The sequence below is a fragment of the Acidovorax sp. NO-1 genome, assembly GCF_000238595.1.
GTDB lineage: Bacteria > Pseudomonadota > Gammaproteobacteria > Burkholderiales > Burkholderiaceae_C > Acidovorax.
The window spans coordinates 146,917-172,291 of the sequence record NZ_AGTS01000078.1 but is presented as its reverse complement, the minus strand read 5'-3'; the positions used below and the strand labels follow the sequence as shown (position 1 = coordinate 172,291).

26 protein-coding genes, 1 tRNA gene and 1 pseudogene are annotated in these 25,375 nt (G+C 64.4%); 10 read left to right on the top strand and 18 right to left on the bottom strand.

Annotated elements, in window-relative coordinates; all coding sequences use genetic code 11:
• Nucleotides 1–67 precede the first annotated feature (67 nt).
• From folE to KYG_RS11660, 8 genes and pseudogenes are all read left to right on the top strand, one after another.
• Complete coding sequence (gene folE / locus KYG_RS11685) at nt 68–796, top strand: GTP cyclohydrolase I (RefSeq protein ID WP_008905107.1); 729 nt, start codon at nt 68–70, stop codon at nt 794–796.
• A 2-nt stretch (nt 797–798) separates the two neighbouring features.
• Nucleotides 799–1,221 (top strand): BLUF domain-containing protein, encoded by a 423-nt coding sequence (locus KYG_RS11680; protein ID WP_008905106.1) that lies wholly within the window; start codon nt 799–801, stop codon nt 1,219–1,221.
• Between the two features lie 246 nt (nt 1,222–1,467).
• A complete protein-coding gene (locus KYG_RS11675; RefSeq protein ID WP_008905105.1) occupies nt 1,468–2,349 on the top strand; it encodes a DMT family transporter in 882 nt (293 codons plus the stop codon).
• Nucleotides 2,346–3,188, top strand: coding sequence for a DUF429 domain-containing protein (locus tag KYG_RS11670; protein ID WP_008905104.1), 843 nt, complete (start codon nt 2,346–2,348; stop codon nt 3,186–3,188). Before KYG_RS11675 ends, KYG_RS11670 begins: the two co-directional genes overlap by 4 nt.
• A 301-nt stretch (nt 3,189–3,489) precedes the next feature.
• Nucleotides 3,490–4,818 (top strand): annotated as a pseudogene (locus tag KYG_RS25370) (DUF945 family protein); the annotation flags it as partial.
• 38 nt (nt 4,819–4,856) lie between these two features.
• Nucleotides 4,857–4,988 carry a DUF945 family protein gene (locus KYG_RS25485; RefSeq protein WP_369749867.1) on the top strand — a complete coding sequence of 44 codons (132 nt, stop codon included), beginning with the start codon at nt 4,857–4,859 and terminating at the stop codon, nt 4,986–4,988.
• A gap of 29 nt (nt 4,989–5,017) precedes the next feature.
• On the top strand, nt 5,018–5,215 hold the full coding sequence (locus KYG_RS25180; RefSeq protein WP_237707252.1) for a hypothetical protein: 198 nt from the start codon (nt 5,018–5,020) through the stop codon (nt 5,213–5,215).
• A 192-nt stretch (nt 5,216–5,407) separates the two neighbouring features.
• Nucleotides 5,408–6,079 carry a histidine phosphatase family protein gene (locus tag KYG_RS11660; protein WP_008905102.1) on the top strand — a complete coding sequence of 224 codons (672 nt, stop codon included), beginning with the start codon at nt 5,408–5,410 and terminating at the stop codon, nt 6,077–6,079.
• A 14-nt stretch (nt 6,080–6,093) separates the two neighbouring features.
• Here the strand turns inward: KYG_RS11660 and KYG_RS11655 are convergent, their stop codons facing one another.
• The 10 genes from KYG_RS11655 to KYG_RS11610 form a co-directional block, all read right to left on the bottom strand.
• Complete coding sequence (locus KYG_RS11655) at nt 6,094–6,864, bottom strand: hypothetical protein (protein WP_139019368.1); 771 nt, start codon at nt 6,862–6,864, stop codon at nt 6,094–6,096.
• 335 nt (nt 6,865–7,199) lie between these two features.
• Nucleotides 7,200–8,159, bottom strand: coding sequence for a hypothetical protein (locus KYG_RS11650; protein ID WP_008905100.1), 960 nt, complete (start codon nt 8,157–8,159; stop codon nt 7,200–7,202).
• Between the two features lie 166 nt (nt 8,160–8,325).
• Nucleotides 8,326–9,681, bottom strand: coding sequence for a tetratricopeptide repeat protein (locus KYG_RS11645; RefSeq protein WP_008905099.1), 1,356 nt, complete (start codon nt 9,679–9,681; stop codon nt 8,326–8,328).
• A 17-nt stretch (nt 9,682–9,698) separates the two neighbouring features.
• A complete protein-coding gene (locus KYG_RS11640; protein ID WP_008905098.1) occupies nt 9,699–10,307 on the bottom strand; it encodes a hypothetical protein in 609 nt (202 codons plus the stop codon).
• A gap of 139 nt (nt 10,308–10,446) precedes the next feature.
• Nucleotides 10,447–11,859 (bottom strand): amidase, encoded by a 1,413-nt coding sequence (locus KYG_RS11635; RefSeq protein ID WP_008905097.1) that lies wholly within the window; start codon nt 11,857–11,859, stop codon nt 10,447–10,449.
• 267 nt (nt 11,860–12,126) lie between these two features.
• On the bottom strand, nt 12,127–13,617 hold the full coding sequence (locus KYG_RS11630; protein WP_008905096.1) for an ABC transporter substrate-binding protein: 1,491 nt from the start codon (nt 13,615–13,617) through the stop codon (nt 12,127–12,129).
• A 105-nt stretch (nt 13,618–13,722) separates the two neighbouring features.
• Nucleotides 13,723–14,583 carry an ATP-binding cassette domain-containing protein gene (locus tag KYG_RS11625; protein WP_008905095.1) on the bottom strand — a complete coding sequence of 287 codons (861 nt, stop codon included), beginning with the start codon at nt 14,581–14,583 and terminating at the stop codon, nt 13,723–13,725.
• Nucleotides 14,580–15,617: an ABC transporter ATP-binding protein gene (locus tag KYG_RS11620; protein ID WP_008905094.1), complete on the bottom strand. Its 1,038-nt coding sequence runs from the start codon at nt 15,615–15,617 to the stop codon at nt 14,580–14,582. The genes KYG_RS11625 and KYG_RS11620 overlap by 4 nt, the downstream gene beginning before the upstream one ends.
• Before the next feature lie 167 nt (nt 15,618–15,784).
• Nucleotides 15,785–16,657, bottom strand: coding sequence for an ABC transporter permease (locus tag KYG_RS11615; RefSeq protein ID WP_008905093.1), 873 nt, complete (start codon nt 16,655–16,657; stop codon nt 15,785–15,787).
• A gap of 6 nt (nt 16,658–16,663) precedes the next feature.
• Complete coding sequence (locus KYG_RS11610; protein WP_008905092.1) at nt 16,664–17,626, bottom strand: ABC transporter permease; 963 nt, start codon at nt 17,624–17,626, stop codon at nt 16,664–16,666.
• 198 nt (nt 17,627–17,824) lie between these two features.
• Here KYG_RS11610 and KYG_RS11605 point away from each other — a divergent pair, with 198 nt between their 5' ends.
• On the top strand, nt 17,825–18,082 hold the full coding sequence (locus KYG_RS11605; protein ID WP_008905091.1) for a YfhL family 4Fe-4S dicluster ferredoxin: 258 nt from the start codon (nt 17,825–17,827) through the stop codon (nt 18,080–18,082).
• A gap of 111 nt (nt 18,083–18,193) precedes the next feature.
• Here the strand turns inward: KYG_RS11605 and KYG_RS11600 are convergent, their stop codons facing one another.
• The 8 genes from KYG_RS11600 to KYG_RS11565 form a co-directional block, all read right to left on the bottom strand.
• Nucleotides 18,194–18,481 (bottom strand): hypothetical protein, encoded by a 288-nt coding sequence (locus tag KYG_RS11600; RefSeq protein ID WP_008905090.1) that lies wholly within the window; start codon nt 18,479–18,481, stop codon nt 18,194–18,196.
• 27 nt (nt 18,482–18,508) lie between these two features.
• Nucleotides 18,509–19,117, bottom strand: a complete 609-nt coding sequence (gene pth / locus KYG_RS11595; RefSeq protein WP_008905089.1) for an aminoacyl-tRNA hydrolase — start codon at nt 19,115–19,117, stop codon at nt 18,509–18,511.
• A 195-nt stretch (nt 19,118–19,312) separates the two neighbouring features.
• Nucleotides 19,313–19,948, bottom strand: a complete 636-nt coding sequence (locus KYG_RS11590; RefSeq protein ID WP_008905088.1) for a 50S ribosomal protein L25/general stress protein Ctc — start codon at nt 19,946–19,948, stop codon at nt 19,313–19,315.
• A gap of 160 nt (nt 19,949–20,108) precedes the next feature.
• A complete protein-coding gene (locus KYG_RS11585; RefSeq protein ID WP_008905087.1) occupies nt 20,109–21,083 on the bottom strand; it encodes a ribose-phosphate pyrophosphokinase in 975 nt (324 codons plus the stop codon).
• A gap of 46 nt (nt 21,084–21,129) precedes the next feature.
• A tRNA-Gln gene (locus KYG_RS11580) sits at nt 21,130–21,206 on the bottom strand.
• 24 nt (nt 21,207–21,230) lie between these two features.
• Nucleotides 21,231–22,097 (bottom strand): 4-(cytidine 5'-diphospho)-2-C-methyl-D-erythritol kinase, encoded by an 867-nt coding sequence (ispE, locus tag KYG_RS11575; protein ID WP_008905086.1) that lies wholly within the window; start codon nt 22,095–22,097, stop codon nt 21,231–21,233.
• 37 nt (nt 22,098–22,134) lie between these two features.
• Nucleotides 22,135–22,596 (bottom strand): lipoprotein insertase outer membrane protein LolB, encoded by a 462-nt coding sequence (locus KYG_RS11570; RefSeq protein ID WP_369749846.1) that lies wholly within the window; start codon nt 22,594–22,596, stop codon nt 22,135–22,137.
• Between the two features lie 74 nt (nt 22,597–22,670).
• Entirely contained in the window at nt 22,671–24,449 is a 1,779-nt protein-coding gene (locus tag KYG_RS11565) for a tetratricopeptide repeat protein (RefSeq protein ID WP_034694234.1), read from the bottom strand.
• Between the two features lie 29 nt (nt 24,450–24,478).
• On the opposite strand from KYG_RS11565, the gene mutM reads away from it, so the two are divergent.
• Nucleotides 24,479–25,294 (top strand): bifunctional DNA-formamidopyrimidine glycosylase/DNA-(apurinic or apyrimidinic site) lyase, encoded by an 816-nt coding sequence (gene mutM, locus KYG_RS11560; RefSeq protein ID WP_008905083.1) that lies wholly within the window; start codon nt 24,479–24,481, stop codon nt 25,292–25,294.
• Nucleotides 25,295–25,375 lie beyond the last annotated feature (81 nt).

The following is a 25,375-nucleotide window of genomic DNA, read 5'->3' as shown; positions in this document are numbered from 1 at the left end:
CAGCAAGCGCTAGGGGCCTAAAACCCTTTAAATCTGCAGCTCCACGTTCGCTGGTAGGATGCCGCTCATGTCCAGTCAACCCGCCGCCGCTATGACGACCACCCTGCCGGATGAAGAAGGCACCCCCGTATCCGTGAAGATCCGCGAGCGGATCAACGCGTCGCGCAAACGCTTTCATGCCAACGACAACATCGCCGAGTTCATCGAGCCCGGCGAGCTGGAGAAGCTGCTGGACGAAGTCGAGGTCAAGATGCAGGGCGTGCTGGACAGCTTGGTGATCGACACGGCCGGAGACCACAACACCAACAACACCGCGCGCCGCGTGGCCAAGATGTACCTCAACGAGGTGTTCAAGGGCCGCTACGTCACGCAGCCCCCGATCACCGAGTTCCCGAACGCCGAGCACCTGAACGAGCTGATGATCGTGGGCCCGCTCACCGTGCGCAGCGCCTGCAGCCACCATTTCTGCCCCGTCATCGGCAAGATCTGGATCGGCGTGATGCCCAACGAGCACACCAACGTGATCGGCCTGTCCAAATACGCGCGCCTGGTGGACTGGATCATGGGCCGCCCCCAGATCCAAGAAGAAGCCGTGGTGCAGCTGGCCGACCTCATCATGGAAAAGACCCAGCCCGACGGCCTGGCCATCGTGATGGAGGCCAGCCACTTTTGCATGTCCTGGCGCGGTGTGCGCGACATGGACAGCAAGATGATCAATTCGGTGATGCGTGGCGTGTTCCTCAAGGACAGCGCCCTGCGCCGTGAGTTTTTGTCCCTCATCCCTGGAAAGAACTGACCATGTTGGTACGTCTGCTTTACGCCAGCCGCGCGGTCGACACCTCGCCCGCCGCCATCGAAGCCATCCTCACCCAGTCCCGACAGCACAACCCCGGCAGCGGCATCACCGGCGTGCTGTGCTACGGCGGGGGCGTGTTCCTGCAGGCCATCGAGGGCGGGCGCTCTGCGGTCAATGAGCTGTACGGCCACATCCAGCGCGACCCGCGCCACAAGAATGTGGAGCTGCTGCACTACGAAGAAATCGCCGAGCGCCGCTTTGGCGGCTGGACGATGGGCCAGGTCAACCTCTCCAAGATCAACCACTCCATCCTGCTGAAATACTCGGAGAAGCCCGAGCTGGACCCGTATTCGGTGTCGGGCAAGGTGTCGTTTGCGCTGCTTGAAGAGTTGATGGCCACCGCCTCCATCATCGGAAGAGCATAGAGATCACCCCCCTGAGGCGCTGCGCGCCTTCCCCCCGCTCTCGCACCGCTGCGCGTTGCGGGCGGGGGGACGCCACCGGTGCGGCGGGGCGGCCCTTGCACGGTGGCCGCTTGTCTGGGCCGTGCCAGTGGCGGGCGTTGTGGGCGGTACGCAGCCCTTGAATCGATAAACTCTTTAGGCCACATCAAGCCGCAGTCGCCATGGCGCTGCGGCTTTTTGCATTCAAGCCCTCTCTCTTTCTGACCCGTGACCTTCACCGCCTTCGCCCTCATCATCCTCGCCGGCCTCATTCACGCGTGCTGGAACATCGTGGCCAAGAAGGCCGGGGGCGACTCTCGGTTTGCGTTCTTCACCTCGGTGATCATGATGGTCGTGTGGGCGCCGCTGGGCTGGTATCTGGGGCGCGACGCGGTGCCGCTGTGGGGCGCGGTGGAGTGGGGCTTTGTGGTCGCCAGCGGACTGCTGCATGTGGCGTACTTTGTCATCTTGCTTCGCGGCTACCGTGTGGCGGACCTCACCGTGGTCTACCCGCTGGCGCGGGGCTCGGGGCCGCTGCTGTCGTCGCTGGTGGCCATCACGCTGCTGGGCGAGCAGATATCGGCGCTGGGCGCTCTGGGCATTTCAGGCGTGGTCGGCGGGGTGTTCCTGATTGCCGGTGGGCCGGGGCTGCTGCGCGCGGCGCACGATCCGGCGGCGCGCCAGCGTGTGCACAAAGGCATTGCGTATGGCCTGCTCACCGGCGCTTTCATCGCCAGCTACACGGTGGTGGATGGCTATGCCGTCAAGTTCTTGCTGATGTCGCCCATCCTTGTCGACTACATGGGCAACTTTGTGCGCGTGGGCCTGCTGGCGCCCGTGGTGCTGCGCGACCTGCCCACCGCCCGCACGCTGTGGCTGGCGCAGTGGCGTTTTGCGCTGCTGGTGGCTGTGGTGAGCCCTGTGGCCTATGTGCTGGTGCTGTATGCCATGCAGCAGGCCCCCATGTCGCACGTGGCCCCGGCGCGTGAGGTGTCCATGCTGTTTGCTGCCCTCATCGGTGGTCACCTGCTGGGCGAGGGTGACCGCGTGGCGCGCATTGTTGGCGCGCTGTGCATCGCGGCGGGTGTGACGGCGCTGGCCTTGGGATGACGGCCGCCGCACCACAATCCCTGCTGCTGGGCTGCGACTTCTCCAGCAGCCCCACGCGGCGCAAACCCATCGTGCTGGCGCTGGGCCAGCGCCAGGGCGCGCGCGTGGTGCTCACCACGCTGCAGCCGTTCGACACCCTGGCCGCGTTCGGCCAATGGCTGGCGCAGCCCGGCGACTGGGTGGGCGGATTCGATCTGCCCTTTGGCCTGCCACGCGAGCTGGTGCAGGCCCTCGGCTGGCCCACCGACTGGCTCGCCTGCATGCAGCACTACCGCGCCCTCAGCCGCGCGCAGATCCGCGATGCGTTTGCAGGCTTTTGCAGCGCGCGCCCCGTGGGCGGCAAGTTTGCCCACCGCGCCACCGACGGGCCCGCAGGCTCCAGCCCCTCCATGAAATGGGTGAACCCGCCCGTGGCCTACATGCTGCACGCGGGCCTGCCGCTGCTGCTGGACGCGGGTGTGCACCTGCCCGGCCTGCACGCAGGCGACCCCCGCCGCGTGGCGCTGGAGGCCTACCCCGGCCTGCTCGCGCGCGAGGTGCTGCAGCGGCGCAGCTACAAAAGCGACGACCGCGCCAAGCAGACCCCCGACCGCCTCATCGCCCGCAAGGACCTGGTCAACGCGCTGGAGCTGGGCCAGACCCGCCTGGGCCTGCGCCTCAAGCTCAGCCACGCCCAGCGCGATGCGCTGGTGGAAGACGCCAGCGGCGACAGCCTGGACGCTGTGCTGTGCCTGCTGCAAGCGGCCTGGGCCCAGCAGCGCCATGGGGAAGGTGGTGATGCCCTGTATGGCCTGCCGCCGGGGCTGGACCCGCTGGAAGGCTGGATCGTGACGGCCTGACCTGCGGTGGCGAGTGCACAGAGTCAAAAGCTATAAAAAATATAGCTGTTGGCGCTTGCTGGTAAAGCGCCAGGCCCCAAAAAACACCCAAAAATTTGTCGCCTTGGCAAGGCTGCACCCGTAAAGCCACCCCCTGCCCGCCACACCAAAGTGAAACAGAGAGAAACAGTCACGTCGGCAGCGCACAACAGATGAACTGCGTTGCCCCGGGCCGCAGCACCCCAGCACGCAGCCCGCTGCTATTCTCGCCACGGCTCTTCCACGGGAGGGAGGGCGAAGCGATCCAACGACAGGAAAAGAAATGAACAAGAAAGCAGTGTGGGGCACCGCAGCGGTGCTGGTGGTTGCAGGCTATGGCGGCGCAACCTGGTATTTCGGTGAGCAGGCGCACAGCGCCTACGCACAGGCGCTGAACGACGTGCGCAAGCTCCTGGGCCCCGAGGTGCTGGTGTCGCAGCAGTACACCAAGGGGTTCTGGTCGTCACAGGGCCAGCTGGTGCTGCATTGGACGCCGCCCGCCGCCGAAGAAGACGAATGGGATGACGAAGACAACGCCGCCCCCGCGGTGGCGCCGCGGCCCATCCGCATCACGGTGGAGAACACGGTGCGGCACGGCCCGCTGGCCGGCTGGCGCCCGGCGGCAGCGGTGATCGAGACGCGCATCGGCGCCGTGGAGGGTGTGGACGACAACATGCGCAAGGCGTTTGCCAAGGTCAGCGCCCCCACGCTGACCACGGTGCGCCACCTCACGGGCAGCCACGACATGGCGTTCGCATGGCCTGCCGGCGAGGTGGGCGAGGGCGCAGACCTGGTGCGCTGGCAGCCTCTCACCTACCAGATGACGCTGAACGCCGACCGCAGCCGCCTGAGCGGCGACTTTGCCTGGCCCGAGATCACCGTGCAGTCGCAGCCACCGGCCGATGACGCGGACGACAACGACGACGAGCCCGCCGCAGATGCCGGCGAGGCCGAGCGCTATACCTTCGCCATGCAGGGCATGAAAGGCGACTTCAAGGTGCACTTCCAGGACGGCCTGTGGCTGCTGGCGCCTGGCGAGGGCTCGGGCACCGTAGGCAAACTCACGGTCACGCGCGCGGGTGCAGCGGCAGGCGCTGGTGCTGCGCCCGGGCCGCTGGTGGCTCTGCAGGATCTGACGTACGGCGTCACCATTGCACGCAACGGCGGGCACCTGGGCTGGGTCAGCACCCTGCGGGGCACGGGCAGCGTGGGCTCCGTCGCGCTGGAGTCGGTGGAGCTGAACGAAACCGTGAGCCGCATTGACGTCGAGGCCGTGAAACTGGTGCAAAAAGCGCTGGCCGACGCCTACAAGAGCGACACGGACAAGAGCGACGCGGACACCGCGCTTTCTGCCGCAGCGGAAATGCCCGGGGTCGCGTCGCTGATGGAGGCTGTGCCCCAATTTGTGGCGGCCCTGCCTGCCTACGCCATGAAGCTCACGGCCAAGGTGGACGGCGAACAGGGCGAGCTGCAGTACGGTGTGGAAATCAAAAGCATGCCCGATGCCCAGCAAGTGGCAGAAGGCGCCTGGGGCCCGGCCCTGCTCAAGAGCGGTGCCCTGCACGCCAGCCTGCGCATGCCCAAGGCCTGGCTGCCCCGCCTGGCGCAGGCCGCCGGCGACAAGGCCCCCCGCCCCAGCACCTCGAAGCGATGCTGGGCATGGCCCAGGCCCAAGGGTTCGTTCAGCAGGACGGTGCCCATCTGGTCAGCGCGGTGCGCATGGAAAACGGCAAGGTCGTACTCAACGGCAAGGAAATCGCCGTGCCGATGGGGCGCCGGTGAACCTGGACAAGGGCCTTGCGGCGGCAACCGTGGTGCTGGCGCTCTCGGCCCTGGGCGCGGCTGCATGGGCTGCGCCCGCCCCGTGGTACTACTGGCGCAGCAAGGTGGATGGTGTGCGCATCTGCGCGCAAACATCGCCCGGCCCCGGCTGGGAGCGCGACAGCGAAGCCTACGCAGGCCCGGGCTGCCAGCCCCGGCGCAAGGTGCTCATCGTGCCCATGCGGTAGCGCAAGCAACAGCAGTGGCGGCAACGGCCACTGCCACTGCCAGCCCATGGCACCAGGGAGGTGTTATAAAAATAATAGCTGCTGGCGCTTGCTGCATAAGCGCTGGAGGCCAAAACAGCTTGCAATGCTGTGCATACGTTCGATAATGGTGGCAGCCCCCCAACGCACCCTGTAACGCATCCCGCACGCCCCATGACCGAACTCATCCTCATCCGCCACGGCGAGACCGACTGGAACCGCGAACTGCGCTTTCAGGGCCACGTGGATGTACCTCTCAACGCCACCGGCCACGAACAGGCCCGGCGGCTTGCCGAGCGCCTGGCCTTTGATCAGCTGGTGGTGGACCACCTGGTCTGCAGCGACCTCATCCGCACCCAGCAGACCGCCACGCCCAGCCTGCAGGTGCTGTTCCCCCAGGCCCGCATCGACACCCTGACCGACAGCGCCCTGCGCGAGCAGGCCTTTGGCGTGGTGGACGGCAAACGCGTGGACGACGTCAAGCTGGAGCACGCCGATGCCTGGGCCCAATGGCTGCGCTTTGAAGCCGACTACGCCATGCCCGGCGGCGAGACCACCCGCCAGTTCCACACCCGCGTGATGGACGCCGTGTACCGCATCGCCCAGCAGCACAGCGGCCAGACCGTGATGGTGGTCACCCACGGCGGCGTGCTCGACATGATCTGGCGCACCGCCCGGGGCACGGGGCTGGATGGTCCGCGCCAGAGCGACATTCCTAATGCGGGTTTCAACCGCGTGCGAGTGCAGGGCGATGCGGTGGAGGTGCTGGACTGGGCCGACGTGCGGCACCTGGCGGATTTGCCGGAGCAGCCGGTGTATGACCAGACCAAGTTGGTGGTGCGGTAAGGGGGCCTGGTGGTTTACCCGCCCGCATAGATCACGCCCGGGCGGGTACCGTCCAGGTCATCGCTGTTGGAGTCTTGCACGGGCTCCACGCCAAACTTGTGCCCCAGTGACACAAAGCGGTAGTTGCTGCGTCGGTCGGTGTACACGGCCAATCCTTGGGGGGTCAGCGCGATGGGATGCCAGTCTCCCGCCACGCGTTCATCGGTTTGCTGGCTGAGCAGCTTGCCGTCTGCTCCGTAGAGTCTCAGCTCGCCTGTGGCCGTGAGTTGCTGGCGGCCCTGGTGTGAGGAGAAAGCACGCACCGAGTACAGAACATGTTGCCCACCGGGTGCCAGCGTGAGAGCGGGCTCTGGGTCGTTGCCAGGCACACCCTCGATCCGTACGGCGCTGCGCTGCATGCGGTGCAAAAGCGCATAAGCCACGCCCTGGGTGTCTTGAGATGCGGTGTATGCGATGAGCACGGTGTTTGCCGATGCCGCGAGCGGGGTGGCAAATGTCCACGTTGCGGCATCCGGGTATTGCTGGAGCTCGGCACGGAGCTCAACGGCAGGGTCGATTTCAGCCGGTTGGGGCTTCAGCTGCCCGTCGGCTCCCTGGGTGATTCTGGGCGGTGTTCCGTTGAGTACATCAAAGGTGCCCAGGTCCCGTTGGCCTTGCAAGGTCCATGCAGGCACTGAAAAGTTGAGGAGGCTGTAAGGCTTGCGCCCGCTGGTGTCGTCGCGCAGCCACTGCGCTGACGCAACGATGAAAGCCGTCCCGCTGCCCTGGTGGTTGGGATCTGCCAATGTGACCGGACGTGCCAGGCAACTGTCGGGACGCACACCTGCTCCCGGCAACTTGGCCACAGCGGGAGGGAGGCCGCTGCGGTCTGCCAGCTGGAACCCAGATACCTTTGTCTGCTTGGCCAGATCAAGGTGATCCACGGAGCCATTGCAATACACCACATACATGTGTTGTGCCGTTTCTTCGCCTTCGGGTGCCTGGTGATCAAGTGCTGGAGCTGCGGTGCTTGCGTTCTGCGGGGAGCACGCAGTCAGAAGCCATGAAAAGGCCAGTACGCCAGAGACAGCTAGCAGACCGCGTGGGCGGGTGGGAGCGGGATCAGAAGTTGTCAGCACGTTCAGAAGTCCGATTGGGCCAGCACGTTTTCCACGTAGTTGGGGTCGCCTACCGTACCCCGGGCGGCTACGGGTACGCGCTCCCATTCGGCAAATCCCCGCTGGCCGCTGGGATCGAGCGTTACGAATAAAGCACCATTTTCCAGTCGAACCCTGTATTCATGCAGGCCATTGGCATATCCGTTGAAGCCGCGCAGCGTGTCCAGCTCAAGTTGCTCCGGGGTGTAGTCAGGTAATTCGACAGGTAAGACCGGGAGCCCCTGCGCCGTGCGTGCGCGGTTCCATGCGGTGACCAGATTGCGAAAGCGCTCTCCGCTGCGCACGTTGCGAGGGTAAGCGCGGGCAATGCGCTCTTTTTCCAGGTACAGCGCCCAGCCGCCACGTACGTTCTCTTTCCAGCTCCAGGTTTGATCGGCGGTGGGTGTGGGGCGTGTGAGCTGGCACAAACCCACTCCGCCAAGGCCATCGCTGCTGTACTTCGGCCAGTTACCAGGCGTTCGGAACTGTTGGAGCGAGCTTTCCTGGCGCATCTTTTTCCGGAACACCGCGCGGTTGGCACCGATGCTGTTGGCAAAGGCGCGTATGGCTGTGCCAGTGGGGTTGGTGCCCGCAATGGTCCACGTCGCCTGGGCGCGCTGCTCTGTGCCGCCGACGCGCAGGATGACTTGTACATTCAAAACGCCACCGCGCACTTCGGTGAAAGGAATTCGCCAACTGGCGCTGGCACTGACTTGCGGCGCGATGCGGCTGTGCTGTGTGCTTCTTCCGCCGCCAAAGGTGGCACTGGTAGCTGGTGAACTACCGTCAAATGCCAGGGTGGCCGACCATTCGTAAATGGGAGCTGAGCCTGCTGGCATGGGCTGATTTTGCAGGGTCGCGGTGACCACGATGGTTGGCATCTCCGCCTCGGCAGTGATGAAAAAGCGTGGACCAGCAGGCTGACTGGAAATGACGAGAGGCATGGGAGTTGCCGACGGTTCGCCTGAGGCGCTCTCTGTAGCACACGGGTGCGGGGAGTAACGCAGCCAACCAGTCAGCATGAAGTTTCAAAGCGCTTGATTGTCATTTCCGGACATCTGCGGAAACGGTTCAACGCGCCGTCTGAGCTGTATCTTGGTGTGACAGTCGTTACCCAACTTGCTGGTTTGGTAACCCCAATGCTGTATTGACCGCCCCCACCTGCCGCGCCAACCGCACCGACTCCGGCTGCGCATTCACCATCGGCTGCAATACGTTCTGCACCGCCGCCCACTGCCCATTGCGCTGCAGCGCATCCAGCCAGATCTGGTGAAACAGATCCCGCTGCGCATGGCTGCCGCCAATTTCCACCAGCCGGGGCAGGGCCACACCCAGTTTCTCCACCGCCGTCGCCCAATTGCCATCCGCGTGCGCCAGCAGGCCGTGTGCGGCGGGCACACACACCTGCTGCCACACGGTGCGCTCATGCGCCTCGGTGCGGGTGGCGGCGTGGGCTGCGATGTTGTCTTGCAGAGTGCGTGCGGCCTCCATGCGGCCAGCGCGGGCCAGGCCGTAGAGGTATTGCAGGTCCAGAAACGGCAACACATGGTCGGCCAGGCGCAGTGCCAGGTGGTCGGCCACGTCGCTCCAGCGGTCGCCGACATCCACGCCCGCCAGCTCCAGCCGGGCGAGCAGTGACACGGCGTTGATCTGGTCCTGCGTGTATTCCTTGACCACGCCCCACACGTGCTGGTCGTAGAGCGCCAGCACCTCGGCGTGGCGGCCCTGCTCCAGCAGGAACAGCGCCTGGTGCCACCAGTTGTGCGTGACCATGAAGGAGTTCAGGCCCGTCCATGTGTCGCTGACGCTGGCCATGAAATCGGTACCTTCGCGGATACGGCCCTGGGTCAGCATGACGTGGGCCAGCGCGTGGTGGGCCCAGGGTTCTTTACGGCACAGGGTGATGGCGTGGCGTGCGGCGGCCTCGGCCTCTTGCAGGCGGTGGCATTGCTCCCAGCCAAAGGCGAGCATGCCGTGCAGGTAGGGCACCTCGGCCGCAGCGGGCAGGGCCTGCAGCGCCAGGCGCAGCATGCCGGGCGAGTCGCCCCGGTTGAACAAATGGTATTGACCGAGCTTGAGGGAGGCGAGGTCGCGCGGGTGCAGGCGGGCTTGCTCCTCGTGCAGCGCGATGGCGCGGGGCAGGTCGCCATCCACCCACGCGGCGATGGCGGCCACAAAGCGCTGCTCACGCTCGCTGGCCTCTGCGGCACGGGCCAGGGCCTGGTCGATGAAGGGGCGGGCGTTGCGCGGGGCGTTGGCCGACTCGGCAAACATGTGCAGGGCGGCGCAGCTGGCTTGCACGATGGGGCTGGTGTCGGCCGCCGCGTTCAGCACGTTCACCGCGCGGGCTTCGCAAGCGATGAAGCCTTCCACAAAGTCATTCAGCGCGGCCGCGCTGGCCTGGTCGTGCAGCGTGACGGGGTTGCCCAGGCTGTCGGTCGTGCGGGTCTGCTTGGAGGATGGCATAGGGCCTTGTGTGTGGCTCAGCCGCCTTTGATGAGGGCCAGGTACGCGTTGCGCGTTTCGGCAGACACCGAGGCCACGAGCTGCTCGTGCGGGGTCTGGTGGCGCGCCAGCATGCGGGCGGTGGCGATGGTTTTGGACTTGCAGAACCAGTGGCAGGTGTGCTGCATGAGGAACAGCTCGGCCGACATCATGAAGGCGCGGTCTTTGGGCGCCAGGTGGCCGGTGTTCTGCACCACATGCGCGATGCCGCGCGCGTGGATGGCCAGGGCCTTGCGCATGTCAAAGGTGTAGCTGGGCAAAATTTTCTCCGCGAAGGGGATCGCCATGGCCAGGCGGCTGACCCGGGTATCGGGCTCGGGTTCTTTCGCGAATTCTGCGGCGAGCCGGCTGAATTGCTCGGTGAGTTGCGATTCGGTGGTGCTGAGCAGGCTCCAGATCTGGCTGCGGCGCTCATCGGTGCTTTCGCCCAGCGCACGCAGGTAGCCCTCGGTCAGGGCCTCCATGAGTTTTTCGATCTGGTAGTTGGCCAGGTGGCTGCCCAGCAGTGCGATGCGCTTGCGCTGCTCCTTGGCGTTGAGCATGTAGGTGCCCGCAGCGATCAGGATGGCCAGGATGAAGGTGTCCATTCGGTAGGGTGGTGTGGTGGGGTGTTGTGGGGTGGGGTGGGGCAGACCCTGGGCCGCCGGTGAGTGTGTGTGTGCGTGCGCCAGCGACAGCCTGCCAGTGCGCAAGGTTACCGCCAACGCCGCACCGGCACGCCCGCGGTTAGCCCGCGGGCGGCTGTGGCCAGGGCCTCTGGGGGTCGCGGATCAGCTCGAACGCACGGGCCACCTGCAGCACGCCCAGGTCGTCAAAGCGCGCGCCCGCAATCTGCAGGCCGATGGGCAGGCCGGTGGTGGTGTAGCCGCAATTGACGGAAGCAGCGGGCTGCTCGGACATGTTGAACGGCACGGTGAAGCCGATGTGCTCGAGTGGGCGAAGCGGGTCGTTGGTGGGCGAGGGCAGCTCGGCCTGGAAGGCCACGTTGGGCGCCACCGGCGAGATGACGTAGTCAAACGCACTGCAGGCCTTGACGGTGTTGACCCGCGTCAGGTGGAACTGGTGGCTGGCGTTGAAGACTTCAGCACCGCTCATGCCCGCAGCGCTGTCGGCCCAGGTGCGGATGTAGGGCAGCACCTTGTCGCGCCGCGCCGCAGGCAGGGCCTGCATGTCGATGTGCGAGCGCATGCGCCAGAAATGGTCCATGCCGTCGAGCATGGCCTGGGTCATGAAAGGCCGCATGGGCACGATGGTGGCGCCTGCAGCCTCCATGAGCCGGGCCGCGCGCTCCACGGCGGCTTTTACTTCAGGCTCTACGGGAAGGCCGCAGCCTGCGTCCAGCAGCAGGCCTATCTTCAAACCTTGCAGGCTGCGCGTGCGCCCGGCCAGCGTGTTGAACTGGCTCCAGGCGATGTCCTGGTAGGGCAGGCTCATGCTGTCGCGCGCGTCGGGCTGGCTCAGCACCTGCATCATCAGCGCGGCGTCGGCCACTGTGCGTGTCATGGGGCCGGCGGCGCGGCCCGTGTAGGGTGGGTCGATGGGGATGCGGCCCAGGCTGGGCTTCAAACTGAAGATGCCGCACCAGCTGGCGGGCAGCCGCAGCGAGCCACCAATGTCGGTACCGATGTGCAGCGGGCCGTAGCCTGCAGCTGCCGCAGCGCCACCACCGGCGCTGGAGCCGCCCGGGCCCTTGCTCAGGTCCCAGGGGTTGCGCGACAGCGGGTGGAAGGTGGACAGGCCCGAGGACAGCATGCCGTAGTCGGGCATGGTGGTCTTGGCCACGATGACGGCGCCCGCCTCGCGCATGCGGGCGGCGGGCGGCGCATCGGTTGCGGCGGGCACCAGCTCGACCGCGGCCGTGCCCAGCGGGGTCGCGTCGCCCTGCGTGGCGATGTTCTCCTTGATGGTTGCGGGCACGCCGTCGAGGGCTCCCTGGAGCTCGCCGCGCAGCCAGCGGGCCTCGGAGGCACGGGCATGGGCCAGCGCCACCTCGGGGCGCAGCAGGTAGGTGGCTTTGATGTGCGGCTCCCAGCGCTCGATGTGTGCCAGCACGGCCTGTGTGACCTCGACGGGGGACAGCGTGCGCTGGCGGTAGGCTGCCACCAGGTCGTGGGCGGGGAGGTCGTGCAAGGCGGTCATGGCGGGGGTGGGAAGTTTTATCAATAAAAAAGGCCGCCAGCGCTTATTGGTAAAGCGCTGGAAGCTATCTATTTAGGAGCTAATGGCTCCGTGCATTTCAGGTATCCAACGCGCTGGCACCGCTCGTAGCCCTGGATACTGGCACGGCCCAGTCGCAGGCAGCCGAGCAAGGGCCGCCCCGCAGCGAGGGCTGCGTCCCCCTGCCCGCATGGCGCAGCCATGCGAGAGCGGGGGAAGGCGCGAAGCGACTCAGGGGGGTGTCCGATCTCAACTCCACGACAGGGCCGACAGGTCATTCGCGAACACGGGCATGTCTTTCCACAGGCCCTTGAGGTTCTTGTTGGCCACCGTGATCCACTGGTTGGAATACAGGAAACCGTGCACCGCGTCCTCAGCCAGCAGGCGCTGCGCTTCGCCCAGCAGCCGTGCGCGGTCGGCAGGGCGGGCGGCGTTCTTGATCTGGTCGAACAGATCGTTGAACTTGGCGGACTTGTAGCCCCAGTAGTAGTCGGGCTTGGTGAAGTTGGCCAGGTCGAACGGCTCTACGTGGCTGATGATGGTCAGGTCGTAGTTCTTGTTGCCGTAGGTGCCGCTGAGCCACTGGGCCCATTCCACGTTCTGGATCTTGGCGATGATGCCCACCTTGGCCAGCTGGGCGGCCACCACCTCGCCACCCTGGCGGGCGTAAGGCGTGGGGGGCAGCGTCATGGTCAGCTCCAGCGGCGTCTTGATGCCGGCTTCGGCCAGCAGTTTCCTGGCCTTTTCGGGATCGAAGGGGTTGATGCCCGTGGTGTCCACATAGCCGAACGCGCCGGGCACATAGTGGCTGCCGATGGGCGCGCCGTAGCCGTCGCCAGCACCTTCGATCACGGCCTTGCGGTCCACGGCGGCGGCAATGGCGCGGCGCACGCGCACGTCGTCGAGCGGCTTCTTGGCATTGTTGATGGCCAGGATGGTCTTGGCGCGCGAGCCGCTCACCACCACCTGGAACTTGGGGTTGGCCTTGAACTGCGCGACGCTGCGCGGTGTGACGCGTGGGAAGGCGTCCACATCGCCTGCCAGCAGCGCGGCCACCTGCGCGGCGGGGTCGGAGATGAAGCGGAACGTGGCGCGCTTGATCCGGATGGTGGCCGGGGCGCGGAAACCGTTCCAGGCCGTCAGCACCACCGATGAGCCCTTGTTCCACGCCTGCAGCTGGTAGGGGCCGGTGCCCACGGGCTTGTTGGCGTTGGTGTCTGCGCTTTTGGGCTCCACGATGATGGAGGTGGCCTGGCCCAGCACGAAGAGCAGGTCGGGGTCGATCTCCTTGTTGAGCAGCACCACGGTGTAGTCGTCCACCACCTGCGTGGTGAGGCCCGCAAAGGTGCGCTTGTCCTTGTTGGTGCTTTTTTCGCCTGCTGCGCGGTCGAACGAAAACTTCACGGCGGCGGCGGTGAAGGGCTCGCCGTTGCTGAACTTCACGCCCCGGCGCAGCTTGAAGGTGTAGGTCTTGAGGTCGGGCGAGACTTCCCAGCTCTCGGCCAGCAGCGGCGACACGCTGCCGTCGGCGTTGATCTTGGTGAGCGTCTCGAAGATGTTGTAGTGCACGATTTCAGCAATGGCCGATGCCGCACCGGCGGTCGGGTCCAGGCCTGGGGGCTCCAGCGTCATCGCCAGCGTCACCGCATCTTTTCGGCCTTGCGCCAGGGCGGCGAGCGGGGTGGACAGAGGCACGGCGGCGATGGCGCCAGTGGCAAGGACGGTACGGCGGTTCAACATGGTGGGAGTCTCCAGACAATAACCAGACAAAAAAACCAGAGCAGGGCCCGCCGCAATTGCGGTGAGGGCACACAAAGCTTTCTACACCATCGCGTGCAACCCGGGTTATCCGTTTGTTGCTGCGGCAGCAGCCGCTGCCCGGCGTGCGCGTGCGCGGCCCGGCTGCACCTGCGGCACGGCGCCCACCAGTGCCTGGGTGTAAGGGTGCTGGGCGTTGCGGAACAGCTCGCCGGGCGCTCCCCGTTCCACGATGCGCCCCTGGTACAGCACCACCACTTCGTCGCACAGGTGGTTGACCACCGCGAGGTCGTGGCTGATCAGCATGTAGGTGATGCCGGACTGCTGCTGCAGGTCCTGCATCAGGTTCAGCACCTGGGCCTGCACCGACACGTCGAGCGCGCTCACGGGTTCATCGGCCACGATGAGGCGGGGCCGGGTGATGAGGGCCCGCGCAATGGCAATGCGCTGGCGCTGGCCGCCCGAAAATTCGTGCGGGTACTTGGAGAGGTCGTTGGTGCGCAGGCCCACTTGCGACAGCACCTCCCCGGCCTGCTCGCGCTGCTCGGCGCGCGTGGTCTGGCCTTGCGCCTGCAGTGGTTCGGTCACGATGCGCTCCACGGTCTGGCGCGGGTCCAGCGAACCGTACGGGTCCTGGAACACCATCTGAAAATCGCGACGCGCCTGGCGCAGTTGCCCTGCGGGCAGCTGGTGCAGGTTGCGGCCCAGCAGCTCTACCGTGCCGGAGGTGGGCGCATCCAGCGCCATCACCAGCCGTGCCAGGGTGGACTTGCCCGACCCCGATTCGCCGACGATGCCCAGGCTGCGGCCAGAGGCAATCGAAAAGCTGACGCCATTGAGCGCATGTACCTTGCCCGGCGGGTGAAACAGGTGCTCGCGCGGCAGCGTGTATTCGCGCACCAGGTCGGTGACCTGGAGCAGGTGCGCGGTGGGCTGGGCTGAGGTCATGCGGCCCCCTCGGCAGTGGTCCGCACGCCAGCACTTTGCGCTTCGGCAATGGCCTCGCTCCGAAGGCAGCGCACTTCGTGATCACCATCTTCGTCCGTAGCCACCAGCGTGGCGGGTGGCACCTCGTGGTGACAGGCATCCACCGTGTAGCTGCAGCGCCCTGCAAAGGGGCAGCCTGCGGGCAGGTCCACCAGCTCGGGCACTGTGCCCGGAATGGTGGACAGGCGCGGGCGTTGCCCGGGCGCATGCACAGCACCCAGGTGGGGCCGTGCGGCAAACAGGCCTCGCGTGTAGGGGTGCGCCATGGCAGAAAAAACCGAGGCGGTGGAGCCGCTTTCGACCACGCTGCCGCCGTACATCACCATCATGCGGTCCACGTTCTGCGAGATCACCCCGAGGTCGTGCGAGATCAGGATCAGCGCCATGTTGCGCTCGGCCACCAGATCGCTGATGAGGTCCAGGATCTGCTGCTGGATGGTCACATCGAGCGCTGTGGTGGGCTCGTCGGCAATCAGCAGGTCTGGCCCGCAGGCCAGCGCCATGGCGATGGTGATGCGCTGGCGTTGCCCGCCCGAGAACTGGTGCGGATAGGCGTCAAAGCGCTGTGCGGCGTTGGGGATGCCCACGCGGTCCAGCAGTGCAATCGCTTCGGTGCGTGCGGCTGTTGCGTTCATGCCCCGGTGCAGGCGCAGCGGCTCTGCCACCTGGCGGCCAATGGTGTGCACGGGGTTCAGGGCCGTCATGGGCTCCTGGAACACCATGCCCATGCGGTTGCCGCGCATCTGGCACATCTGTGCATCGGTGCGGCCCACCAGTTCCTGCCCGTCAAAGCGGATGCTGCCGGTGACCTGTGCGCTGTCAGGCAGCAGGCCCATGAGCGACATGGCAGTGATGGACTTGCCGCAACCCGATTCACCAATCAGGCCCAGGGTTTCACCGCGCGCCAGCGAAAAGCTCACGCCGCGCACGGCATCGGCCGGGCCCCGGTGCGTCTGCAGGCGGATGCGGAGGTCGGAGACTTCAAGCAGTGGCATGGCAGGGGATCGTCATCGTTCGCAGTAATTTCATCTCAGCAAAATGGGCCAGTGAAACTGGCGCGACCCGGGCCAGCGCCCCCGTGCAAGGGCCGCCCCGCCGCACTGGGGGCGTCCCCCTCCCGCGAAGCGAGAGAGGGGGAAGGCGCGAAGCGACTCAGGGGGTGTCATCTCTTCCTCGAGAGGCGGGGGTCGAGCAAATCACGCAGCCCGTCACCCAGCAGGTTGAGCCCCAGCACTGCCAGCGCAATCGCCATGCCAGGCCAGACGGCCAGCAGCGGAGCCTGGAACATCAGCGTCTGCGCTTCACTGAGCATACGGCCCCAGGAGGGTTGGGGCGGCTGGGTGCCCAGGCCCAGGTACGACAGGGCGGCTTCGGCCAGGATGGCGATGGCGAACTGGATGGTGGCCTGCACGATGAGCACCGACAGGATGTTGGGCAGCACGTGTTCCAGCGTAATGCGCCAGCTGCCCTTGCCGCAGGCGCGCGAGGCCAGGATGTATTCGCGCGACCACACGGCGTTGGCCGATGCGCGCGTGACGCGTGCGAACGTGGGGATGTTGAAGATGCCGATGGCGATGATGGAGTTGACGATGCCCGCGCCGAACACCGCCGTCATCATGATGGCCGAGAGGATGGCGGGAAAGGCGAACGTGAAGTCTGCCAGCCGCATGATCAGCTCTTCCACCCAGCCGCGCTTGGCCGCCGCCAGCAGGCCCAGCGCCGTGCCAATGGTCAGGCCAATGCCCACGGCGATCACGCCCACCAGGATGGAGTTGCGCGCGCCCACCAGCAGCAGCGAGGCGACATCGCGCCCAAAGGCATCGGTGCCCAGCCAGTGTGTGCCAGTGGGTGGTTGCAGCTTGTTGGCCAGGTCCATCTCGTAGGGCGACCAGGGCGTCCAGACCAGCGAGAGGGCGGCCGCCAGGACCAGCAGCAGCGAGAGCACGGCGCCAATGACGAAGCTGCGGTGGCGCAGCGCTCGGTACAGCCAGCCGGGCGCAACAACGGGAGGGGTGGCGGGGAGGGCGGCGCTCATGGCAAATCAGATGTCGCTGGCTTTGACGCGGGGGTCGATCACGGCGTAGAGGATGTCCACGACGAAGTTCACGATGACCACCATGGCGGCGAGCAGCATCACGCAGTTGCGCACCACGATCAGGTCGCGGTTGGAGATGGACTGGAAGATCAGCCGACCCAGGCCGGGCAGGTAGAACACGTTCTCGACCACGATGGTGCCCGCCAGCAGGTTGGCGAACTGCAGCCCCATCACCGTGATCACCGGAATCATCGCGTTGCGCAGCACATGGCCCCAGAGCGCCGCGCGCTGCGTGAGGCCCTTGGCCCGCGCCGTGCGCACAAAGTCTTCACGCAACACCTCCAGCACCGCCGAACGCGTGATGCGCGCCAGGATGGCCGCCTGCACCACGGCCAGCGCAATGGCGGGCAGCAGCAGGGCCTTGAGGGCTTCGAACGGGCTGCCGCCCGCATCTTCGGTCCAGCCCGGAAAGCCGCCGGCCGAGAACCATTGGAGCTTCACCGAGAACAGCAGGATCAGCAGAATGGCGAACCAGAAGTTGGGGATGGCAATGCCGATCTGGGCCAGGCCCATCACGCCCACGTCCCCCAGCCTGTTATGGCGCGATGCCGCATACACACCCGCCGCCAGCGCCAGTGCCGTGGTGATCACCATGGCCAACAGGGCCAGGGGCACGGTGAGGGCCAGGCGTTCCAGCACCAGCTCCAGCACGGGGGAGCTGTAGGCGTAGCTCTCGCCCATGTCGCCCACCATAAGGCCGCTGACCCATTGCCAGTAGCGCAGCGCGGCGGGCTGGTCCAGCCCCAGCTTGCTGGCCAGGGCGGCCACTGCTTCCGGCGCCGCGTCGGGGCCCATCAAGATCTGCGCGGCGTTGCCCGGCAGGATCTCCAGCACCATGAACACCACCACGGAAGCGCCGATCAGCGTGGCCAGTAGCGTGATGAACCGTTTGAGAAAAAACAGACCCATGGAGTGGCGTTGGAGAAGATGGCGGGCGCGGCGGAATTAATGTGTATACACAGCATAACGGCAAAAACATCCACGCCAGCGATGGTGTGTTGCAGTGTGGCAGGCGGGGCACATTCCACCGCGCGGGATAATACGCAGCATGAACCGCAGCGCACACTCTCTTGGCCTGGCCACAGGCACCGTGATCCGGGAGGCCCTATGGCACTGATGATCACCGATGAGTGCATCAACTGCGACGTGTGCGAGCCCGAATGCCCCAACCAGGCCATCTACCTCGGGCAGGAGATTTACGAGATCAACCCGGACAAGTGCACGGAATGTGTGGGGCACTTCGACGAGCCGCAGTGTGTGCAGGTCTGCCCCGTGGCATGCATCCCTGTGAATCCGCAGCATGTCGAGAACCGTGAAACACTGTGGCAGAAGTTTCAGCGCCTGCAGGCGGCCTCCTCGGTGTGAGATTGCAAGCCAAATCAGCCCTCAGCGCTTATGCAGCAAGCGCCAGCAGCTATTAAATCAGTAGTATTTCGTTTTCCCGCCGTCGCGGCTTCCTTCCTTCTTTCTTTCCATTCATTGAACGGAATCCGGCAAGTAGTTGGACCGGCGCAGGTGGCGGTTGAGCCACGATTTGCGTACGCACACCAGGGGCAGGCCCAGGAGGGCAAACACGGCGCCAGCATAGATGCCGGTGCGCTTGCATTCGTCGGAGGTGGTGAGCTCCTGCTGACAGCGCATGGCGATGTCGGGGCGCTGCAGCGCCTGCCAGTTCCATGCCATGAGCAGCAGGCCAAACAGGACCGCCAGCCATCCGAAGGTGCGAATCGCCCAGCGGGCGCGTCGGAGTTCGTTGTCGTTCATGGGCGGTGGGGTGTTTTGCGAGGCGTTTCAGTCTTCCGCCGGGCGCGGGGGCTTTGGCCGGGGCGGTTTCGTGGTGTGGATGAGCAAGGTCGCCTTGTCCATCTCGCCAGCCAGCAGGGCCGGGCAGGCTTTGAGGGAATGGGCAATGCAGTCTTCGATCAGCGTGCGCTGGTCGGGAGACGGTTTTTTGAGCACCCAGTTGGCCACTTCGCTTTTCACACCGGGGTGGCCGATGCCGATGCGCAGGCGCCAGTAATCGGGTGAGCCGAGTTGCCCGTGGATGTCCCGCAGGCCATTGTGTCCGGCGTGGCTGCCGCCGCGCTTGAGCTTGACCTGGCCGGGTGGGATGTCGAGTTCGTCGTGCGCCACCAGGATTTCTTCGGGCAGGATCTTGAAGAACCGCGCAAGGGATGCCACCGACTTGCCTGAGAGGTTCATGAAGGTCTGCGGCTGCAGCAGCCATACGCTCTGGCCATGCACCGTGGTGCGCGCCACCAGCCCGTGGTAGCTGCGCTCGGGCACCAGGGTGGTCTTGAGCTCGCGGGCCAGGGCGTCAATCCACCAGAACCCTGCATTGTGACGGGTGGCCTCGTAGTCGGGCCCCGGGTTTCCAAGGCCTACAAACAGCTTGATCATCTGTCGGATTATCTGTGGGCCAAGGCACGGCGAAACCGGACAGTCCGCGTGTCTGGCACAACTGTGGCCTGGGTGGGGTGTCTGGCCTGCAACGTTGGTAATGAAAAACGGCCCACACAAGGTGGGCCGTAACTCGGGCCAGTCTTGCCGGGGCAAGCCTGACCGTGCGGGAGAGCGAAGCTGTCCGTTGAAGGATTACTTCTTGCCCTTGCCCTTGCCCTTGGCGTCGGCTGCAGGAGCGGCTTCGGCAGGGGTTTCCACGACCACGACGGGAGGCACCACGGACACCAGCACGGGGTTGTTGTTCTGGCCACCACGGACCTTGGCCACCACGCCCTTGGGCAGCTTGATGTCCTTCAGGTGCAGGGACGTGCCCTTTTCCAGCTTGGACAGGTCCACGGCAATGAACTCTGGCAGGTCAGACGGCATGCAGGTCACGTCCAGTTCGTTCACGACCGGGTTGATCATGCACTTGTCGACCTTGACGGCTGGCGATTCTTCTGCGCCGGAGAAGTGCAGTGGCACCTTCATGTGCAGCTTGGTTTTTTCGTCCACGCGCTGGAAGTCGATGTGCAGCACGAGTTGCTTGAAGGGGTGGTATTGCACGTCGCGCAGCAGCACCTTGGACGTGGTGCCGGCGACTTCCATGTCCAGCACGCTGGAGTGGAAAGCTTCCTTCTTCAAGGCATGCCACAGTGCGTTGTGGTCCAGCTCGATCAGTTGGGGTTCGGTGGTGCCACCGTAGACGATGCCAGGCGTCTTGCCCGAATTGCGCAGACGGCGGCTCGCACCCGTACCCTGCTTGGCGCGCTCAAAAGCGACGAAGTTCATAGTTAGCTCCTGAAAAGGGTAGACCGCGACCAGTCCTACCCCGATTAAAAAAGACCTGTGACGCCTTCATGGCGGCAGGCCTGCGCATTGCTCCCGAACAGACAAGCCTCCCGAAGGAGGCCTGCGTGCAATCCGGCTGCAACGCTCCCGGGGGAGCGTGTCAGAACAGATTGTCCTGGTCCGAGAACAGACTCATCACCGATTCGCCCTTGGCAATGCGCTGGATCGTCTCTGCGATCAGCGGGGCCACAGACAACTGGCGAATCTTGGTGCAACCCCTTGCGTTGTCGTTCAAGGGGATCGTGTTGGTGACCACCACTTCATCCAGTGCACTGCCCTGGGCAATGCGCTCAATGGCGGGGCCGGAAAAAATAGGGTGTGTGCAGTAGGCGTACACCTTCTTGGCGCCACGCTCCTTGAGCACTTCGGCCGCTTTCACCAGCGTACCGGCGGTGTCGATCATGTCGTCCATGATCACGCAGTTGCGGCCTTCGATCTCGCCGATCACATGCATCACTTCGGAAACATTGGCCTTGGGGCGGCGCTTGTCGATGATGGCCAGGTCGCAGTTGAGCTGCTTGGCCAGCGCGCGGGCGCGCACGACGCCACCGACGTCGGGGGAGACCACAATCAGGTCTTCATAATTTTTCTGGCGCAGATCGCCCAGCAGCACCGGCGACGCGTAGATGTTGTCCACCGGGATGTCAAAGAACCCCTGGATCTGGTCGGCATGGAGATCCATGGTCAGCACGCGTGCCACACCCACCGCCTGCAACATGTTGGCAACCACCTTGGCGGTGATCGGAACACGGGTGGAGCGAGGGCGGCGGTCCTGGCGGGCGTAGCCGAAGTAGGGGATCACGGCGCTGATGCGTTCAGCCGACGCGCGCTTGAGCGCATCGACCATGATCAGCAGTTCCATGAGGTTTTCGTTGGTGGGTGCGCAGGTGGACTGCACCACGAAAACATCACGTGCGCGCACGTTTTGCTTGATTTCAACGGTGACTTCACCGTCGGAGAACCGGCCCACGTCGGCAGCACCCAAAGTGGTGCCGAGGTGTTGGGCAATTTCAGCTGCCATGCCAGGGTTGGCATTGCCGGTGAAAACCATGAAGTCGGGGTGGTTGGCTTGCATGAGCGTCCCAGCAGTCTGAAAAAAAAGCCCGTACGCGGAAAGCGTTTGGCAGGGGAAGAAGGATTCGAACCTTCGCATGCCGGAATCAAAATCCGGTGCCTTAACCAGCTTGGCGACTCCCCTACACAGGTCGACTGCCGAAGACAATCAACCCAAATTCTCACCTGATGCCCAGCCTGCCAGAGGATGAACCATCAGATTTGCACATTCCCTGACTTGCCAGCCCTGGGGAGGCTCTCTCAAGTCAGCATCGTGTGACATTTGCGCAAACACCGCACTGCCCGAGCCTGTCATCCGGCCTTGCAATCCGCGAAGCCGGAGCCATTCAATGGCTTCAGAAACGTCGGGGCAAAGTGCCTGGGCAACCGGCTGGAAGTCATTTCGACCGAAGTCAAAGTGTGCTGCAGCAAAGCCTAAGATTGTAGCACTATCTGAATCGCGTTTCAAATCGGGTGAAGAAAAAATTGCTTTTGTCTCCAAACCTGCTGCCGGCTTCACAACGACGAAACGCGCTTGCGGTATTTGCTGTGCTTTCTCAAGCGGCGTGATTGTCTCACCAATTCCCTCGACCCACGCGTTGCGGCCTCTTAAAAAAAACGGAACATCTGCGCCAATGCTCAGGCCGATGGTTTCAAGTGCTGAACGGGGCAGTTCCAGATTCCACAGCTTGTTGAGGGCCAGCAAGGTAGTGGCGGCATCCGACGAGCCTCCTCCCATGCCTGCCTGCGCCGGGATGCTTTTCAATACACCAATGTGTGCGCCCAACTTGCACCCGGTGGCTTGCTGCAACGCGTGGGCGGCTCTCAGTGAAAGATCCAGGTCCGGCAGAGTGGTGGCGCCCAGATCTTCGCGCGTGATGCCGCTTCCTGCGGTGCGTTCGAAATGAAGCGTATCGCACCAGTCGATCAGCATGAAGACCGACTGCAGCAGGTGGTAGCCATCCGCCCTTCGCCCCGTGATATGCAGAAAAAGGTTGAGTTTGGCCGGAGCGGGCACGTCATACAGCGATTGCATGGCAGAAACGGTCAGCGAACGAACATCAGGGGCCAGGCTAGCGCGTCAGCGCAATCCGTAGCGTTGCCTTCGGAGCGGGGTCATCGCGGCGCGCCACGAGGCGTCCGTCCTCCAGTGCAGAGAGGTCTGCGCTCCAGCCAGGAATGGTGGAATGTTCGCCCTTGAGCCACCCGAATAACGCAGCAACAGGAATCCGGGTCCCGGTGGCCTCCTGCAAAAGGGCGTCCAGTGAGTCGGAGGTCCGAGTCTCCTGGGCGCTCGTCAGCTGTGCGTGTCCGTCTTTCCACTCCAGCTGCGCAAAGCGATTGCCCAGCGGGCTCACCAGCACGAGTTCACCGCTTTGCGCATTGCCCCGCAACTCAAATATTGCAGAGAATGATTGAGATGGCTGCTCTTCCACCTGCAGGGCAATGCGCCCACTCCACATATCCGCATCATTGCCCGGCATCTTGACCGGCTGCGCACAGCCGGCCAGCCAGAACGCACTGAAAAACAGCAAGAGGGCCCCCCAAAGCCGCTGGGGGCCATGCAGAAACTCCTGGCGGACCAAGGGTATTGATTTCCCGTCCCGCATCAAAGGTTCACTCCGAGGCGTGCCAGCGTTTCTTTCAAGGTTTCGTTGCCGGGGCTGGTTCTCAATCCTTCTCTCCAGATCTTCATGGCAGCGTCCTTGTCACCGAGGCTCCACAGCACTTCACCCAGATGCGCCGCAATTTCGACATCGGGACGTGCCTTGTAAGCGGCTTCCAGGTGCCGCCTGGCTTCACTCTTGTTGCCCAGGCGAAATTCCACCCAGCCGAGGCTATCGGTGATGAACGGGTCGGAGGGCGCAAACTCGAGCGCCTTGAGAATGAGCTGTTTGGCTTCTTCCAGCCTCACGCCCCGGTCTGCGAGCGAGTAACCCAGAGCGTTGTAGGCATGGTGGTATTGAGGGTTTTGGGCAATGATCTGACGCAGCAATTGCTCCATGGTGTCCGGCTGGCCGGCTTTCTCCGCAAGCATGGCTTGGTCGTAGACCAGCTCCGCGTCATCGGGCGCGAGTGTCACGAGCTCAGTCTGAACTTCGTAAGCCTCCTTGAACAGCTGCAGGTTGCGCAAGAGTTGAACCTCTGCGGCCAGCTTCGTGCGCTTGTCATCCGATGATGTCCCCGGCAGATCGCGCAGGAGCGCCCGTGCCTGCGCCACTTTGCCTTGACGCGCCAGCAGCGAGGCGCGGCGGGTTTGGGCACCAAACACTTCGTCAGCGTTGTCGATGCGGTTGAGCCACGCTTCTGCTGCGGTGAAATCCTGTTTTTTCTCCGCGATCTGCGCATGCAGAAGATACGCTTGGGTAAGTCCCCTCTGACGAACTTGTGCATCGGTAGCGGAGGAAAGCAGGTCCATGTAGCGCCCAAGCGCAATTTCCGCCTGAGGGAGCTGGTTGTCCTGCACTTGCAGCGTGGCCAGGACGAGCCAAGCTTCCAGAGCATCGGGCTTTTCCTTTGTCACGTATTCCATTTGCTGTCGCGCGTCGGAATAACGCTGCAGGCCCAAAAGAACCCGTGCGTACGACATGCGCAACTCAGGTACCGGTTGCTTGGCAAGGGACTTTGCTGCCAGTGCTTCGGCCTCGGGTGTGTTTTCCTCCATCAGATCCAACGCCAGCCTGGCAGCGCCTTCATTGGCGTCGTCGAGTGCCTGTGCCTGCTGCGCGGCGTGCAGCGCGCCGGCTCGGTCTCCAGCCGCCAATCGCAGACGCCCCAGGGAGACCCAGGCTACGGGACCAGTGGCTGGATGTGCGAGTTCATCCACCAGGGCTGACTCCACCACTTTTGCGGCGAGGACTTTTTCACTCGCACGGCCATACATCTGCGGCAGCGCAGACAGCGTTGAGGCTTTGGTGCGGGGGGGGGCCTGGGCAAGTTCCTGGCGTAACAGATCACTGGTTTCGCCGATGCGATTGAGCGCAATCAGAATCTGGAGTACGTAGCGGTTTGCTTCGCGCGACTCGGGGAGTGCTTCTTTCCATGCTTTGGCGGCCGCAAGGGCATGCTCACCTGATCGTGACTGCAGTGCGATATCCGCAGCTCTTTGGTAGAGCTGGCCGTCGGCGCTGCGGCGTGCAGCTTCCAGCATGAAAGCGTAGCCCGCGCCGGGGTCGCCCGTGCGGGTGCTGAGTTCGCCCAGGAAGATCTCGTAAAACAACTCTGCGTCCAAGGCGGAACCGGACGCTACCTGGGGTTTGCCGATGACGTCGATTGTTTCACTGCCCGTCTTTTGCGCCCATGCCGAGTGGACGGTTACCGCAACCACTGTTGTCAAAGCGGCAATCCGAAAGCTGTGAAGTAGCACCATCGGGCCATAATAATCCATGCCTCTAAACCCGTCGTCGGGCCCTTTGTATGCCTGAGTTGCCCGAAGTGGAAGTGACACGCCTCAGCTTGGCCGAGCCGATCAGGGGCGCGCGCATTGAGGCAGTCACTCTCGGGAAACCCTTGCGTTGGCCTTTGGGTTGTGCACCCCAGGATTTGGTGGGGCAAGAGGTCGTGGGGCTGCGCCGGCGCGGCAAATATTTGCTGGCTGATACGAGTGGTGGACTACTGCTCGTGCATCTGGGGATGTCGGGCAGCCTGCGCTTCGGTGGGGGATTGCCACCTGCTGGGGTCCATGATCATTTCGAGATGCTGACCACACGGGGCACACTGCGACTGCATGACCCACGCCGGTTTGGAGCCGTGGTGTACGTTCATGGGGAGCAAGACCCCGTTGCGATGAAACTTCTGGACGGCCTTGGAATGGAGCCGCTGTCCGACGAGTTCTCGCTCACAGCTTTTCAGGCCGGGCTGAAAAAGAGCCGCATGCCCATCAAACAGTTGCTCCTGGCGGGTCGGCTGGTGGTGGGCGTGGGCAATATCTATGCTTCCGAAGTGCTTTTTATGGCCGGTATCCGCCCGACGACCAGTGCCGCGCGTATCGGACCTGTACGGGCACAAAAACTGCACGCCGCCATTCGGACAGTACTGGCGCGGGCCGTTTCCATGGGGGGCAGCACGCTGCGCGATTTTTCCAGCGCAGAAGGAGTGGCGGGCCATTTCCAGAACCAGACCAGCGTCTATGGACGAGATGGAGCGCCATGCCATGTGTGTGGCACGCCCATAAAGGTGTTGCGCCAAGGTCAAAGGAGCAGCTATTTCTGCCCGGCGTGCCAGCGGCCTTGACTCGGGCGATGCACGAATTCCCCATTCGATGATAGGCCACGAGCGGTCGATGCTATATTTTGTGTATGCCTGCCGCGCAGG